Below are 17,079 nucleotides of genomic sequence, written 5' to 3'. Positions count from 1 at the left end.
AGCTAATAATAGGGGTGAAATCCCCCCCCTAAACGTCCCTATTTTTGAACACCAAAAACAGATTATCTGCTAAGAAATACTAACAAAAACCAATTTGCAAAGTTAAAAAACAATATCCATATGTTTTCAATGTATTTTTTTTGATAAATTTCCGTTGATATCGTCAACCTCTGATAGAACCTCTCAGCACTCTTTTTTGATACCATCAGCACTCTTTCATCTTGTAAAAGACGCTTTGTAACAGCATCTTTTGAATAAAATTATTATCTTTTTTATTCCATATTTTATATTTTTTTATTTTCACCTCGCCCTTTTTTACATTATTAAATTCACTCGGATTATATTCATCCCATTCAAAATTATCTGAATCTTTTGAAAAATTATCTGAATCTTTTGAAAAATTATCTAAATCTTTTGAATAAAGTTCATTGATAAAATCTAAGAATCTTTGATAGTCAATCAAGTCATTTTTAGATGATGCCTTAAAGTTCAAAATAGGACGATCTTTTTCTAGAGAAATTTTGCTTTCTAAACAATCAAAAAAATGTTTAAGATCTTTCTGGGTTACATTTTTATTTAAGTTAAAAGGTTGCTCAATCTCATAGAAATTAGACCATGTCACCATTTTCTTCCAAGTAAAACCGATAAGATCCTCATGATTAGCATCATTTTTGACGTGACTTGTATAGAGAGAAAACGGCTGGCTGATCGATTGAATGAATTTCAATACTTCAGGATCGATCGTTGCTTTTTCTTTTTTTTCCCGCCACTTCCGGTATTCGTCTAGAAACGTTTCACGGTATAAAAATACGTCCTGTTGTTGAGGCTGCTTCTGCTTTTTCTTGCTCTTTAATGCAGCAGTTTGAGAATTATTTTCTGTGTGTGAATGAATCTTCTTCATCAATTTTAAAATATCTCTTTCATTCGACTGAAATTTAACCTTGAAATCGCGATGCATCAACTGACTATCGCCTAATAATGCCTTGATCAATTGAGGTGAATATTCACGGTTTGCTTGATAAAACATGTCAGCAATCAGGATATTCAGATGATGCAGATAATGTCTTGCAGTGATCCGAATGTCTTCATGCCCCATCAGATGCGCAAGTCGAGACCAGGCTTGGGCACTACGCGATGAAGCATCCTTCATATTGGGTAAAATGTGCTTTTTAAGCTTACGCCCAAACTCGGAATCATAGTCAGTAAAACAACGTACCAGTGCTATGCTGCCTTTTAAAAGGATAGCCAAATGTGAAGCGGTACTATGCCTGAAAGCGTGAAAGGTATATTGATGATCGTTTGTCCCTAATACAGTATTAAACAGCAACTGGGTAATTTTTGATAAATTTGTACTGGATAAAGGTTGTTCACCCAGCATAAAGAGCTGTTTGATTTTTCTATTGCAGACTGCTGCAGTCGCTTTAGAGCCAGGTAACTGGTTTTGATAAAAGCGACAAAATCCTGTGAACTCGTCCGGTGCTAAAAAATAAGCTAAATCAAACTGACGCGTGGCATTATCACTTTTCAGATCACGCTCAGAATTTAGACGAATCCTAAGGGTGAGATCATCAATATCACCCATTGTTTTTCTCATTTTATGGTGAGATCGATCGTCTTTCTGCTGATCTAAAGCGGATTCAAACACATAATAGAGCTGTCGATTGTCAGGATGTTTTCGTAACTGCGGAGATACAAAATCATCGATACAGATCTCGGCAGCTTCATCAATACGCAAGCCCAGTCTAAATGCCAATGTATAGACCCATTCTAGACAGGTTGCATCCTGCTCAGTCAGACCCAAAGCTTCTGGGTATTCTCTAAGAATCCGTATCATCAATTGAAACATCTGCGGACTAATGAGTCTGGTTTTTAAAAATAAACCGTCACTTTGACGTTCATATAAATATTGCACAATCGGTGCACGATGATTCTTGACTAAGTATTGGTGAAAGGCTTTCAGCCGATCAAAGGCATAACCCGAGGTATTGTATTTTTTATTGTTGTTGGTTTGTGCGGTCGTTTTATGATTTTTCTGATCATTCAGCAGTTTTTCTTCAACAATCGTGCGATACATTTCCTCAAACTGCTCTTCAGTGGCTGTATCTAGATTGATCTGCTGTTCTAGAACATAACAAAGTAGGTCAAGCACAAAACTACTATAGTAACGCTTGATTGTTGAGACTTTAATCGCTGCTTTCCCATGATAAGCAAATTCGTTTTCTAACCACTGACACACGCGTAAATGTGCAATAGCCACTACATAATCTAGGTACTCGCCATTTCCAGCCTCATACGCAGATTTATAGTCCTCAGATTTTTGGATGCTTTTTTGGAGTTGATCCGCAAGCTGTTTGGGTTTGATATCCTGATGAAAAGATAAAAGCCAGGATTTCAGCTCATGACGTTGACCGGTTCGTCGATCATGAAATGTTTTGACTGTAACTGTAGGCATATCCAAGTCTAAGACTTGAGGCTTTTTTTCAAGATTTTTGATTCTAGCTTGAATAGTTTTCCAGCAATCGGGTTGATCATAGAGCTGTGTATACTGCTCATAGATTAAAGGCGAAGTGATGATCTGATTGTTCAGTACACTGGTACTTAACACATCCAGATTAGGAATCTCTTGCCACAAGACATAATCCATATGCTTAAAAATGGCAAAACCGGTCTTTTCCAAGCCTTTTAAAAATAGCTTCACGTGATTAAGCTGTGTAAATGGCTGCTGATCCTCACGTGCTTTTCTAGAGTCCCCCTCCTCCGCCATATTCAGTACAATGTTTAAATGGATTTTAAGTTTTTCTAGCAGTAAGGCTTCAGGCTGATTCCCCGTTTCAATTTCACTCTGTTCTTTTTCCCAGCACAGCAATGGCGAAGTGCTTTGTAATTGATGCCCTTGCGATCTATTGATTAGCTCCTGAATCCGTCGATAACATAGCATCGCAAAGGCATTGAAATAAATATTTTGGGTTTGCCATAACTCCGCCTCTTCTTCGCCATCCTGACGATAGATGTTGCCATACTTTGTCGAGGGCAACGTGTATGAAAAGACATAAGCTTTTTGAACCTTTTCGTCACCTGAATAGATCGGAAGCAAGCCACTATCCAGGTTCATATGAAAAATCGCATCATGAATGGCTATCAGTCGTTCAGGTTGCATGCATCCCTGATCAAAAATTAATGAAATACACAGACATTCAAACAAGGTATTCACTAATTTTTGTTGCTCTTTAGCCGTAGAGTATAAGAGGATACCTTGAGTTTGTTGTTTGAGATAATCCGCCCAATTCACATACAGTTTTTCTTTTACCTCGACGAGCATAGTTCCCAGCTGTAACTTTCGTCCTGAAAAAACGTTGTCTAGACGTTTAGGTGTGTAGACGATCCAATCGGGCAACTTAATCTCATAGCTCTCGGCATAGGAAGGGTAATCCTTTTGCCACTGCTGGTTTTTCTCCTTACAAATCTGTTTCACTTGTTTAAAACAGAATTGAAGGTAATCTGCAGCATTGTCCTTAAATTTGGATATTTGGCAGAGCTGCTCTAAAACTGCTCTATGGATATTGAACTTGTCCAGAATTTGCTGATCAAGCCACTTAAAATCAATTTGAGCAAGGTCAGAATTTACATCTGTGTATGTAGCAGTGATCAGCTGAGAAATTTCCTTAAAAATGTCGGCGATTTCTCTTTTAATGGCATTTTCTAATTGCGTAACGAGTGATGTATCAAGCACAAGATGGTCCTTTAAAGCACTTCAAGCTTTGCGATTTCTAGTTTGTTGAGCAAGCTTTTAACTTGCTGCTGAATGTCGTGTTTGTAGAAATAAGGGCTTAATCCAGAAATGTGACTGAATCCCATGCTTTGCTTATCATGGGTATATAGCGTATTGTGAATGTCACCACTCAAGGCGAGATGATTTTTAGTGAAATGCCTTGGCCAGTTTTTATAAATCTGCACGGTCTCTTTAAGGTAATTCGTGACAAAATCAGCAGACATGGGCTGTAACTCCAAATGCTCCACGACTTCCGCAAGATTCACCTGACCTTTTTGGGACTTGATCCGAGGATGTGAGATAACATAGAGCATAAAACCATCATTTTCCAATTTCACTTTAAAACTAGTTATCCCGAGTGTCTCGATGGTTTGCGTCAGATATTTTCGATATGCATTGAAATGATCCTGCCAGTAGCCTGTAACAGGAACAGGACGTCCTACTTTTCGTGAATCAGTTTTTTTATCATGCACATAAAGCAGTTGTGCCTTAGGATCGTAATGTTTGAGTAACCCCGGCATGCCGACTATTGGACGTACCGTCAGGCAGATTAAGGAAAGATGCCACATCCAAATGCTGTAAGCATTCAGCTTCTCGATCAGATTCGCTTGAGTATTGGCTAATGTGTTTTTGACAAAATGATAAAGCTGATTAAAAAATTCACTCGCGGCCTCTACAGTCCAGCATCGCTGACTACCAATACGTTCCTCACGATGAAAAATATGGCCAGGGTGTTCATTCTCAATCCATGGATCACCTTTTCTACGGTCTAATAGAACATTAATATAGCCTTGAAAATGCTGGTCGATTTGATCGATCTGACGTCCTTCATAGTTCAATTGCACGATATGATGAGTATCTCGATTAGCCAACAAGTGTGCGACTAGGTTATCACCAGTCTCCATATCCAAATGGAAATAGATTTGTCGCTCTAACATCCCGCAGGTGATTTCACCAATCTGATGCTCTTTAAAGACTTCCCGCAAAAAATTATTGTACTCAATCACACAAAATTCAGGTTCCTCTAAAGCCTCTAAACTGGTGATCCAGGGTGCTGGTATGCGCCATTCCAGGGTTAAGGCCCGATTATAACGCTGTGCTTTATCTTGCATGGCACCGGAATGATTGGCATTCAGCTTGGGATCGATCACCCAATAATAACGGATGGCTTTTTTGACTGATTTTTTTTTAATTCTACCAATACCAATCAAATACTTGATCTTTTGAAAGACCGTTGGACTCAGACCGGTCAAGAGACACATCAGACCACACACAGCTAAAGCCGATTGATATGCATCATTTCTCGTATTTTCTTGATAACACTCGTGCAATCGCTGATATACCTCAGTTAATAAACTGGGTTTCAGATAAAGCGGATTAGTTTTACAGGCTAAGTCACGTCGCTGAATTCGCTTAGCTTGCTTTTCAAGCTGTTTCTGTTTGTCGTCAGAGAAACTCCCCTTCACCCGCTTGGCGATCTCATCCTGTTCAGGATCAGAAATATTGACGTCTGTATCTTGTCCAGTATCCTCATTCTCTACATCCAACGATGATGTGCCTGAATCAGATTTATAGGTCATGCCCTTTTTAATATCGTTAATTAAAGCCTGAACATTAATTACTGCTGAATTTAATCTACTATTGGCAATCTCGTTGAAAACAATAATAAATTGTTGAATATAGCGGCCAAGATTAAGCTGTTCAAAATCATTTTTTATTGTTTTACGCTCTAAAAGAATTTTTAACTCGTTGGTATCAAATTCATCCATAGCTTGGAGTTTTCGTGTAACTTTTTTATACAACAGTTTATTTTTCTCAGTATTCGATAACTGCTTTTGCAAAAGAAGTTTTAAATTATAAGATACTGTATTGATTTTATTGTTGTTTTTACAATTATTTAGAATAACCTTTTTTTCATCCTTTTCATCCTTTTCATCCTTTTCATCCCTTGTAATCTTAGGCTCTAACAAGATGATTTCCTTCAGTATTTCACACAAGGCTGCAGTACAAAGATAGGAATAGATAAATACTTCTTTTTGTTGGTCGATTAGTTGTCCTATAGATGCACTTTTAGTCCATTGCGTTAAGCCTGCTAATAATTTCTGTTGTGTCACTATCCGATTATTTTTAATCACCACATGTATTTTGTGAGCAGCAGCATACAGTTCCTGTGCCTGCTGATCTTGCGCAAGGAGCTGATTCAAAATTTGTTTTTTTTCGCTCAGGGACTGATTGACCCATTCTTCCAATAATTTGGTTTCTTCGTCTAACACTGAAGATTTATCATTTTGACTCATAAAATCACCATAATTTTTTAGGGTAAAAATTGAAAATTAGGTTTTGCTCTAACTTGAGGTTCAAGTCTTTATGCAACTTGAAGTATTTTTTATAGGTGCTGGCACTCAATTGAACATGACGCTGCAGATTTGGATCCGATCGCATATGCTGTGATAACCGCAGACCTAAGGCTTCGGACAATTGAGTAAAAAAACAGGTAAACAGCACAGCATGCACATGTTTCTGTTTGTGCTTTGGAATCTGTTCCAAATCTAAAGAAATTTTATCGATTAACCATTTTAGGACCTCAAATTCATCAACGGCTTTATTCGATTTCGCCCCCGTGTTAAGAATTCTTTTGATGTAAGCATCCAGCTTGTTTTTAAGATTCAAGATAAAACCTCGAATAAAGTCTGGTAAATCTAATATCAAAACTGCTCTGAGTTTGATCAGAACTTCAAATGATTTTTTTTGCATGTTGAAACCTAGTAAATAGGTATGAGCAATTAGTCCATACCATCTTCAAAATTAGTCTTCTTTCACTCGGGCAAATTTATAGACTTCTGCCTTACTCCAGCGAAGAGTACGTCCATATCTAATAGGATTAATTGGGCCATTTTCATATAAAGCCCACTTACGTAAAGTTTGTTCTGCATACCCTAAGAGCCTAGCTGTCTCTTTAGTAGTTAGTACAAGTCGATCATCGGTAATCGGCTTATGTTTATGATTGAATCCCATTTTTTATTTCCGTGTTGATTTAAAGCCATCAAAACACACCTAAATTTGGAAAGTAATATTACAAAAATAGGTTTTTTCTTTCCTAATTTAAAATTAAAATGATTTGAACTTTAATTAGTCAGAGTGATGTATGGGTCGCCCGAGAAGAACCAGGATTGATTTTGCAAAAACGATAAGCTGGTATGACTTTTTTTATAATCAGTTAGTACATTCTGGTAGATATAAAAATGATTATGATATGGAGAAGTTTTTTTATGGATACCCAGAAGAACACGATGTAAAAAGCTTATTTAAAAAGTATAAATTTGGTTTATCTACACCACAAAAATATTGGATAAGTACAGTTGAATATAAATGTATTGGCTCATCTAATATTATTAACCATCCTCTATGGAAAATTTTGAAATATCAAATATTTGATGAAGATCTTATATTATTAGAATTAGCTACTTTACCTCACTATATCGTAGAGTTCATTTCATCCAATGGACGTATTAAAGACTTTGATAAGAGTTGCTTAAAACATATAGCAAGCTATGGCTCACTCGACAGCCTATGTGCATTGTATTTATTGCATCACTGGGGAGTAACCATTAATAGTACCGCTCTTTCTAATGATTGCTGTTCACTTCTCATAAATTCATTAGAGTTATTACTAAAAAGAAATCCTCACTTCCATCGTTCACATGTCTTTTTATTTGATGAATTATGTGATCAGATCTTCCTTATAGAATTAAAAGGATACAGTCGACCACTCAAAATTAAATTAAATTGGCGAGAATACAGAAGGAAAAACTGGTCTAGTGAAGTTAAAGAGATATCTACAAAAGCCGAAGCAGATTTCCGCATTCACCCGAAACTTCAAGACTTCATTCCAAGCACACATCCAAACCTAGAAGAACTATACAAAAAACTGTTTGTTTAAGTTGATTTCATCTGCTTACCATTTGCTTACCAGAATCTAAAAACAAAAAAACCACTTACGATTAATGCACGTAAGTGGTTGTTTTATATGGTGGGCCCAGACAGACTTGAACTGTCGACCAACGGATTATGAGTCAGAACAAGTATTCATTTTTTAACTATAAAAAACAATAATTTAGGTATACCAAAGATAATAAAAATCAATAAAATCAATAGGACCGCACTCAAAACACATAACCTCATGAACTGTAAAGGTTTTGTGGTTTTCATCCCCCTAAAACCGCATTGAGTGTGATTCTGTAAGTCCAAGAAAATACACCTATATTTTTTGCGATGGACCAGTAATGGACCGAACTTTCCCCTCATCTCTTGGATGGACCGTAGTGACTAAGTTCATGTTTTTCAACAAAACTTCCTTCGACCGTAAATGACCCTAGTTTCTGGAAGTCAATTTGCTCACTCAGAAACAGGACCATATCCGACTACTGTACTGTAAAGTGCGGATTTTCTGGATAATTTGGAAAGATCAATCATCCACAAAATAGTAAAAAATAAACAAAACCCCACCCTACCTTTCACGAATGTCGAAGAAAAATAATCCAAAATCACCAAGTCTCCACTATCCTTCTTTTTCCCCCTCAATCAATCTTTCTGCTCTGCTCAAACAGCTCTGTGAGTACACAAAGCTGTGAGTCGAGCATAGATGTTTGACTGAGCACTAAAGATCAATGAGATCAATCATTTTCATTGCCCAAAATGGCAAAGCTAACTAAGCAAAAAATGTAACTCACTGAACTCAGTAGGGTGCATAAGGCTAAGCTACATCATCAAAGAACTCCTCCTCTTCGATAATCAATCGTGATAGCACTAATGGACATGGCGTATCTGACACACACTCACCAGTCATTGAATCAAATACCCGTTGTCCAATTTGAAATTGTGGGGATACAATCTTGTATTTCGCCTGCTTTTTTGCCGTAGTCAAATACTGATAGTTACCAAATACGATACCATGGAACTCCAAATAACGTAGATCAGGCTTCTTCGCATTGCGGTCCTTCACTGCAAAAAAACGTACAAAGAAGTTGGCTGCCTTGCTAGGATCAATCACCATTTTTTTGGTCTTCGGATCCAACTTAACTCCAGACACTAACTTTTGGTCAAGGAAGGTTTTCATTGGGATATGTGTCTGTTTCTGTACGGCTGTGAAGGCATCTGTCATCCATGTAACAGCTTCATCAGGACGAAGTCGATAAGCCCCAAAATAGCGATCTGGACTATAGCGATAAAATCTGTTCACAAAGTATCGGACAACGATATTGTTGGCATAAGCCTTGGCAAGCATAATGACCTTTTCCGACTCGTTCCTCTTCAGAATCTGATATATGTCCTCAAGATTGCTAATGTATGTGGATAAGATTGCTATTGTGCTAACCAGTTCTGCTGTGACCTCTGGGTAGGGCACAACGTACTTTGCAACTAATCTCTGCACATAAAACTCATCATCTTCCTGCTCTCGTAAAATAAATACACCATAGTTTTTCAGCAAAATCTTGCTTTCAGTTTCACGATCAAGCAAATCTTGTGATGTATGACTCTCAGCAAATTGTTCTTCTGGCCCTTCGTCATCCTCATAAATCGCATATTCGTCATCCTCATAAATCGTATCTTCATCAATCCTATTGCTCATTCTGATGTTAAGACTTCCCTTGACTTCTTGCTCAGTTTTGCAATCTTCAATATCTGGCTCAACACTCAAGAATATCTCCATGGCAGTATCAATACTATCCTGCTTCTGCTGCTCGTTGGTCTTCTTGGATGCACCTAAAAATGACAGTATCGACTTGTCAGTCTTCAGGCTATGATCCTCTCGTAATGTCACATTGCAAGTCGGCAATAACTCCTGAATTCTGAATTTGAAATACGAAAAATTCTGATAGCTACATGCTTTGTCCATGCGGTAATACGCAGAAGAAATACTGGCAATATTTTTTTTCACAGCCCCATTGATAACAGCAAATATTTTTGAACCACTAAAGTATTCGAAAGTCTCGTTCAAGGTATTCACCTTCCGATATAGAGATGCATAGGAATGTTTTTCACACTCCTCATCATCGTCCCCAATCAGTTGATAGTCATCGTACACACTGATCAAAAGATCAGAAACAGTATTAATTTTCTCCAAAAACCGCATATTCTTTTTCAAGTAAATGTCATGTAATTTTTCTGGTGCAACTGTTGTGTCTACCGCCATATTGGTATGTAGCACAACGAAGCATGGAACTGTTGCATTTCTCAACCGCCCAAGGAACTGTACCAGCTCTTCTGGATGTGCATCTTTACCAAGAATAAATACCGAATCAATCTCCTCTTGTAAGTTGTTCAAGTTGATTGCCTCATCCATGATGGAAGTACTCAGCACTACATCAATGTCTTTCGGGATCTCCTGCCGTTGGAACATTCCCTTCACAGCGTCCTCATGCTTGTTTTTACTATGAACCACAAGCACTTTGAGCTTGAACATACTTTCAAACAACTTTGCAAGCATTTCGCATTTTTTACGGTTGTTCAGTCGTATCAAAATCTTGTCACGCTTACCCTTTTTTTTCATGGTATGGACGCGTTCAACGACTAAGTGGACAAAACTGTATTGGTCCCCTTTTTTGAGCAACACCACCTCAACATTTCGGTTCAAAATATTTTCTGAATACACGGTGTAAGTGTGATCCAGTGGGATATCCAAAGTTTTCCAACAATGCTCCGTAAATGTTGCAGTGAGGAATACGATAGTCGGAAATTTCTTTTTAAGGATGGAATACAAGAGGCTATTCAAAGCTTCATATCGATAGCTTCCTGCTGAATAGAGTTTGTGACATTCATCCACAACCAAGAGCGTTTTGTCCTCAAACCCTTTTGGTAAGCACTCTCTCACCTTCTCCAGTTTCTCATAGGTACATATCACTACATACTTGCGACCTTTTCTAAAGGTGGTTTCTGAAGGAACATGTTTGTCATAAAAAAAATGGTATTCTGTCCCACTGAATTGCTTCTTGTGAGCCTCCTTCAGTTCCGTCACTTTCAATACTGAAGGCATAACCATCAACACATAATCATAGTCTTTCGAAAACTTGTCAGTGACCACAGTTGTCTTACCAACACCTGTACCAGCCTGAAGCATTGTCAGTGCGTTCTTCTGAACAAATACATCACTATCTGTGAGATATTGACCTTGCTTCAAGTGAAATTCCTGAAATTCAGACATAAGAGCTCCTTTGGGCGTAGGTCATACGCCCAATATTTGTATATAAATTAATGAATTAGATTGTTGCGCTTTGTTGGCGAATCATATTGGCAACATTTGTCGATGCCTGATGAAGCGTGCTAGATTGCAAATGTGCATAGCGTTGTGTTGTTTGTGGTGAGGCATGGCCAAGTAATTTCTGCACAACAAAGAGGGATTCCCCACTGTTCACAGCAAGACTGGCAAAACTATGGCGTAAATCATGAATACGCATATTCGTAATCCCTGCGCACTGCATAATCTTGTCAAAAGTTTTTCGGATATCGTTGTACGGCTTTTGCGTTTGAGGATTGGCAAAGATAAATTCTGAGATTTTCGGCATAGACTGTAAAACCTCTATAGCATCTTCACTCAAAGTGACATATCGAGCCTTTCCAGATTTGTTGTACTTCAAATGCCAAGATGCTTTGCTAGGATCAACATCAGACCACTTCATATCCAAAGCCTCACGCTTTCGAACACCTGTAAGTAGTAAAAACTTGATGATTGCCGCAATCGTCTTGTTACCAATCCCATAGTAATGAGGATCATTCAGAATCGGCCAAAGTTTTTGAATTTCATCCTCTGACAAGTAACGCTCGATCTGATTGTTCTCTTGCAACTTCTTCACGCGCTTCATTGGATTGCTTGCAATCAACTCATGATCAATTGCAAGATTGAAGATCACAGACAATAACGCTCGAATACGATTCACGGTAGCATCTTTCAGGCCTTTAGCCTTTGCCGAATGCAAGACATCAGTCACCAATGCCATGTTCAGCTCATCAAATCTCTTTTCTCCTAGGTAGGGTAAAATATGTTTCCGTAGTCGTGATTCGTCATCTCGATGTGACTTTTTGCTAACTCTGGCACTCGGCAGATAGACCTCCATAACAAACCGCTCAAATGTCATTTCTTTTTTGCTCTTCTCATCCTCAGCGAATGGATCTAAGCCTTGCGATAATCGTGCATGAAATTGCTCTACTTGATTCACCCAATCTGGTAAAAATCTTGCTAGCTCATCATGTGTACATGACCCTAAACCTTGACTAATCTTCTTCCCTTGGTAAGTCAGGCGTACAAGACCACGTACTGCCTTCGCTGTTGCAACTAGACGGAGGCCTTTGACCTGCACTTCTGGACAAATGTTGCGAACATCTTGTTCTTTGCCCCACTTTTCTGGATCTTGTAAGGCCACAAATAGCACCTTCAAACCAGTCTCTATTTTCATAGTTACTCCAAATTTTGGGTGCAGAAACCTACTTCAAATAATCGAAATCATTTGAAATCAATATGTTTCTACACTAAGGGTTCAATTCAATAATATCTGATTGAGTTCAATTTCAACTCAGCCAACCAATGACAATTACAACTTGAAAATGATCAAGTACCATCTATTGTTTTTCACGGTAGATTTCACCCTGAAAAACCTTGCTGTTTGCTGCTCGATCAAACAGATACAAGCGTTATATCCGATTTTCCCTCAGCGTCCAAGCCCCCTACTTTTCTTGCAGAAAATTGACCCACCTGAAAAATAACACTCTCAAATATTTGATTATAAATAATATATATATTTTACCATTTGATAAAAAACCATTTACCCCCTAGTAATCACCGACAAAATGGGGAAATCCGCTTGAAGCCGTGGTTTCTAGGGACAAATCGGTTTTTCTTGTATAAAAAATAACCAATTTCACTCAAAAACAAATGTACGTTTTTTAACCAAACAGTCCAAAAGGTCCAAAAAACTGGACCACAGGACTACTAGACAGTGTCACTTTCCATCATCAAAAGGCATCTTCTCTTGCCACCCTTCACTTCACAAAAAGATCAACCGTAAAGCATGTTGCCCTACGGTCTTTTTCTCGGTCCATCAGTAATCACTGGGTAACAAAATGGTCGTCACTGACCGATCTGCTTCAGTAATGATCCAGATACTCCCTTCGGCAAATCTGTAACTCGACATGATGCGCAGTGGGAGTAATAGTGCTTCTTCATTGGACTCTCGATCTTCCTCACATACATCACCCCAATCACCACAATGATGACGTAAAAGTAATGCAACGAGGTCAATCTTCTGTGTTTCAGCAAACTGTAAGGCATTTCGTGTAGACACGACTTGGCCCAAAGCGAATAAGGGATGCTTTGTCATCAAAGGTTCTCACATTGGAATCAATAGGAAAAAAGTGCGGACAGGTCTGTCGTAACTAACTCAGATCACGTTGAGTTGATATTGCTCAAAAATCATATTCGGGACATAGACTAAGATACCTTCGTTGTCGTTGAGCATGATGTAGGCCTCGTACCAATCCTGCTTCTTCTCCACAAATTCGACCTCTCCTGCATGTAGCTTTTCTGCCAAGCTAAATGTCAAATCGGTAAATGGATCAGTGAGGTCCTGCTCACACTCACAAACAACAAACCACCCATATAGGGTGGCTTGATAGGCTTCTTGGTATTGCTCTTCCAACTCATCCATTGTGGTAGAGATAGCATGAGCAATTGCTTTGTCATGAATAAGTTCTAGGTTTTCCCTAGTGCGTACAATCTGCATCAGGTGATACCTCCTCGGTATGTACTATGCTCATTGGTTTTCCTTGTCGCTTTTTGGGCTGTTTTCCATTGCCTTGTGACGTATCGACTTCATCAACTGCGACTGATACAGGTATGCTTTCCAAACGACTAGGCCATAGCTCGTAATCTTCCATAACTTCTAGCAGCCTTGTCGTCTGCGGATGCAATCGAATTACTTTTTGATCGGCCAATACAGCACCAAAAAAGCTTGAATTGTTCACTGACTTTCCAATAAAGAGCTCCTTGAATGCGGTCGCATGAAATGGCTTTTGCTCCTTGTGCAATTGGCTCAGTATCTGCATCACATCTTCCACCAAGATCAGCTCAGCACTAAAGCCACCTGTGGATTCATTCTTGCTCAAAGCAAGGCCAAAGACACCAGTATCACTGTGCTTCCATAATTGATAATGTAATTTGTCCCGTGCTCGTTCAGAGAGTTTGTGACATTGGAAAGTTTGGATCAGCTCATAGCCGACTTTGTCATAAATACGTGGTTGCATGGTTTTGATTCCTATAGACGTAAAAATCCCGATACACCTATGGTGCATCGGGATATATAATTTTTGATTTTTTGGGTTAGATCAGTACTTCAAGTACAGCACACACTTTGGCGATATGGCTTGCTTCTGCATCGTTGCACACTCGCATTGCTTTGGATACAGATCGAACCTGTCGAGATGGCACTAAATCAAGTACATCAGATACATGCTCTAAGTCTGGGTAATGTTTTTTCATGGTCACTCCTATGTTAAGACCATAAAAATAATATGTCCCTCAAAACAAGCCTCTTACGGTATGTACCCATTTTCATCAGTATTACAATTCATTTGATTTTTTAGTATCTCACTTAAATTTAGTTTTTAAGTTTTTGATAACATGCTTTACAGACATGGCCATACGGATTACCTTGTCTACGATAAGTCGCACATGATTTACATACAAACCTTCCACAACCTACACAATCTTGAAGGTCTGTAATAAAAGTTGTTTTTCTACAAGATATACAACCTGCCTTGCCTTCTTTATTTAAATGGGTACTGGTTAAAGCCATATTTCTTTCCCTTCAGTAAATTATAATAAAATTATTTATTTTTTCTACGTTTTAAAATTTCCTTCGCTACAGTTTTATCTGATGACGATGCACCAAATAACCCTTTATCTTTAGATATTTTTTTCAGAGCATCATCATCTTTACCCTTTAATTTATCTACACTATTTAGTAGTCTCGCTCTAGTCTCTTGCTGTTTAGCAGCTTCTTCATTTAGTTTATTAACTATTTTATCAAATAGACCCATATGCTTTCTCCCTTAAATAAACTTATATTATTAATTAGACTAATAACATAAATATTAAAATATTAAAATATTAAAATATTAAAATTTTAATAAACCATTAAAAATCGTTATGTTGCAAAATATTTTGCAACAAAGCCTGTTAAGACCATAAAAATAATATGTCCCTCCAAACAAGCCTCTTACGGTATGTATCCATTTCCCCCATAACAACGATACCTGAACGACCTACATTGTCGTTTGATAGCAGAAAGATATCTCAAATCAGTCATTTCAGGCTAAACTACGACAAATTTCACGCTTTTCTAGGTTCAGTTCAATATGACCCAAGTACAACTTCAACAACTACAAAAACATCTTTGGAATATCGCAAATGACTTGCGTGGAAAAATGGGAGCAGATGAGTTCCGTGACTACATCCTAGGCTTCATTTTCTACAAGTATCTGTCTGAAAAAGCGATTGCCTTTGCCAATGAACTATTGAAGGATGAAGGCGTTGCAGAACAATATCAGCAACTCGATGAAAGCAATCCCGATCATGCAGAATTGATCAAAGGAATCAAAGAAAACTCAGTCGAAGAAGTTGGCTATGCCCTAGCACCAAAACAATTGTTCCACTCCATTGCTGAACTTGGTCGTCAAGGCACATTCATTCTGGATGATTTGTCAGATACTCTGCGAGGAATTGAACGTAGTACTTTGGGTGCTGAATCTGAAGATGACTTTGCCAATCTGTTTGAAGATCTTGACCTCAACTCAACCAAGCTAGGCAATAATGCTAATGACCGTAATGAATTGGTCAGCAAAGTACTCACCCATCTAGACAATATTGACTTCGATCTCAATAATTCAGAATCAGATGTATTGGGGGATGCCTACGAATATCTGATTGGTGAGTTCGCTTCTGGTGCTGGTAAAAAAGCTGGTGAATTCTATACCCCACAAACTGTATCCACCTTGCTTGCCAAGATTGTGACACAAGGGAAAGATCGCCTACGTTCAGTGTATGATCCGACATGTGGGTCGGGCTCATTGCTTCTACGTGTAAAACGAGAAGTCAAAGATGTCGATATGATCTACGGCCAAGAGATGAACCGTACCACCTATAACTTGGCACGAATGAACATGATTTTGCATGACGTTCACTTTGCGAAATTCGACATCAAGCAAGAAGATACGCTCACACGTCCTCAGCACATTGATCAGCGTTTTGAAGCTGTTGTGGCCAATCCTCCCTTCTCAGCAAAATGGTCAGCGGACCCAAGCTTCCTACAAGATGAACGTTTCAGCCGTTTTGGTAAGCTTGCACCAAGCTCAAAAGCAGATATGGCTTTTGTTCAGCACATGCTGCACCAATTGGATGAGCAAGGCACAATGGCCGTTGTTCTTCCACATGGTGTATTGTTCCGTGGGTCAAGTGAAGGTGTGATTCGTCAGTACCTGATTGAGAAAATGAATGTGGTAGATACCATCATTGGTTTACCTGCCAATATCTTCTACGGCACATCTATTCCAACCTGTATCTTGGTGCTCAAGAAAAATCGTACCCATACAGGTGATATTCTGTTCATTGATGCTAGTAATGACTTTGAAAAGCAGAAGAACCAAAACAAGCTACTGCCTGAGCATCTCGATAAGATCATTGCAGCTTTTGAACAGCGTCAAGATATTGAGAAATATGCCAAAGTTGCGACACTGCAAGAAGTCAAAGACAATGACTACAACCTGAATATTCCACGCTATGTTGATACCTTTGAGGCTGAAGATGAAATTGATCTGAATGCCATTGCTCAACAACTCAAAGAGCTTGAACAGCAAAGCCAGAAAACTGATGAAGTGATTGCTGAATTTTGCAGAGAGCTTGGCATTACTTCACCTTTTGCGGAGATGAAATAATGTCTGTACCTAAGTTACGATTTAAAGAGTTTGATGGGGCTTGGTCTGAAACCTTGTTTCAAGATTTATTTATTTTCAAAAATGGAGTAAATGCATCAAAGGAACAATATGGTTCTGGGATTAAATTCATTAATGTTTTAGATATTATCAATAATCCAAATGGCATTACTTACGATTCAATTATTGGCTCAGTAAATATTACTTCAAAGGAAATTGATAAGAACTTAGTTAAATACGGTGATGTACTTTTTCAAAGAAGTTCTAATGTGGTTCCGTTAATTAGACCACTCAATTCAGTTTTATAAGTGATAAATCCGCTCTAAATATTT

14 protein-coding genes are annotated in these 17,079 nt (G+C 38.3%); 3 read left to right on the top strand and 11 right to left on the bottom strand.

Annotation, left to right across the window (positions count from 1 at the left end; all coding sequences use genetic code 11):
* Nucleotides 1-205 precede the first annotated feature (205 nt).
* The 4 genes from AC4CUX_RS14570 to AC4CUX_RS14555 all read right to left on the bottom strand — a co-directional run bounded on the left by AC4CUX_RS14570 (nt 206) and on the right by AC4CUX_RS14555 (nt 6,784).
* Complete coding sequence (locus AC4CUX_RS14570) at nt 206-3,157, bottom strand: hypothetical protein (RefSeq protein ID WP_490792480.1); 2,952 nt, start codon at nt 3,155-3,157, stop codon at nt 206-208.
* A gap of 584 nt (nt 3,158-3,741) precedes the next feature.
* Nucleotides 3,742-6,066, bottom strand: coding sequence for a hypothetical protein (locus AC4CUX_RS14565; protein WP_490792479.1), 2,325 nt, complete (start codon nt 6,064-6,066; stop codon nt 3,742-3,744).
* 4 nt (nt 6,067-6,070) lie between these two features.
* Entirely contained in the window at nt 6,071-6,523 is a 453-nt protein-coding gene (locus AC4CUX_RS14560) for a transporter (protein WP_490792478.1), read from the bottom strand.
* 51 nt (nt 6,524-6,574) lie between these two features.
* Entirely contained in the window at nt 6,575-6,784 is a 210-nt protein-coding gene (locus AC4CUX_RS14555) for a helix-turn-helix domain-containing protein (protein ID WP_078426830.1), read from the bottom strand.
* Between the two features lie 130 nt (nt 6,785-6,914).
* On the opposite strand from AC4CUX_RS14555, the gene AC4CUX_RS14550 reads away from it, so the two are divergent.
* Nucleotides 6,915-7,709 carry a hypothetical protein gene (locus AC4CUX_RS14550; protein ID WP_490792477.1) on the top strand — a complete coding sequence of 265 codons (795 nt, stop codon included), beginning with the start codon at nt 6,915-6,917 and terminating at the stop codon, nt 7,707-7,709.
* Nucleotides 7,710-8,522: 813 nt separating this feature from the next.
* Here AC4CUX_RS14550 and AC4CUX_RS14545 read toward each other — a convergent pair.
* The 7 genes from AC4CUX_RS14545 to AC4CUX_RS14515 all read right to left on the bottom strand — a co-directional run bounded on the left by AC4CUX_RS14545 (nt 8,523) and on the right by AC4CUX_RS14515 (nt 14,857).
* Nucleotides 8,523-10,970, bottom strand: a complete 2,448-nt coding sequence (locus AC4CUX_RS14545; RefSeq protein ID WP_490792476.1) for a DEAD/DEAH box helicase family protein — start codon at nt 10,968-10,970, stop codon at nt 8,523-8,525.
* Nucleotides 10,971-11,025: 55 nt separating this feature from the next.
* A complete protein-coding gene (locus tag AC4CUX_RS14540; RefSeq protein ID WP_490792475.1) occupies nt 11,026-12,219 on the bottom strand; it encodes a tyrosine-type recombinase/integrase in 1,194 nt (397 codons plus the stop codon).
* 642 nt (nt 12,220-12,861) lie between these two features.
* Nucleotides 12,862-13,140, bottom strand: coding sequence for a hypothetical protein (locus tag AC4CUX_RS14535; protein WP_104490225.1), 279 nt, complete (start codon nt 13,138-13,140; stop codon nt 12,862-12,864).
* A 60-nt stretch (nt 13,141-13,200) separates the two neighbouring features.
* Nucleotides 13,201-13,542, bottom strand: a complete 342-nt coding sequence (locus AC4CUX_RS14530) for a hypothetical protein (protein WP_490792474.1) — start codon at nt 13,540-13,542, stop codon at nt 13,201-13,203.
* Complete coding sequence (locus tag AC4CUX_RS14525; protein ID WP_490792473.1) at nt 13,523-14,062, bottom strand: hypothetical protein; 540 nt, start codon at nt 14,060-14,062, stop codon at nt 13,523-13,525. Before AC4CUX_RS14525 ends, AC4CUX_RS14530 begins: the two co-directional genes overlap by 20 nt.
* Before the next feature lie 76 nt (nt 14,063-14,138).
* Complete coding sequence (locus tag AC4CUX_RS14520) at nt 14,139-14,297, bottom strand: hypothetical protein (protein WP_167333214.1); 159 nt, start codon at nt 14,295-14,297, stop codon at nt 14,139-14,141.
* A gap of 347 nt (nt 14,298-14,644) precedes the next feature.
* Nucleotides 14,645-14,857, bottom strand: coding sequence for a hypothetical protein (locus tag AC4CUX_RS14515; protein WP_490792472.1), 213 nt, complete (start codon nt 14,855-14,857; stop codon nt 14,645-14,647).
* Between the two features lie 318 nt (nt 14,858-15,175).
* Between AC4CUX_RS14515 and AC4CUX_RS14510 the strand changes: the two genes are divergently transcribed.
* Together AC4CUX_RS14510 and AC4CUX_RS14505 are read left to right on the top strand one after the other, a co-directional pair.
* The gene (locus AC4CUX_RS14510) at nt 15,176-16,750 is read left to right on the top strand and encodes a type I restriction-modification system subunit M (protein ID WP_490792471.1); all 1,575 of its coding nucleotides are present in this window, start codon (nt 15,176-15,178) and stop codon (nt 16,748-16,750) included.
* Nucleotides 16,750-17,055 carry a restriction endonuclease subunit S domain-containing protein gene (locus AC4CUX_RS14505; RefSeq protein WP_490792470.1) on the top strand — a complete coding sequence of 102 codons (306 nt, stop codon included), beginning with the start codon at nt 16,750-16,752 and terminating at the stop codon, nt 17,053-17,055. Before AC4CUX_RS14510 ends, AC4CUX_RS14505 begins: the two co-directional genes overlap by 1 nt.
* Nucleotides 17,056-17,079 lie beyond the last annotated feature (24 nt).

The sequence above is a fragment of the Acinetobacter sp. 231_lipA genome (assembly GCF_058243005.1).
Note: the sequence above shows the minus strand (reverse complement) of the source record. Positions and strands in the feature narration are given on the sequence as shown.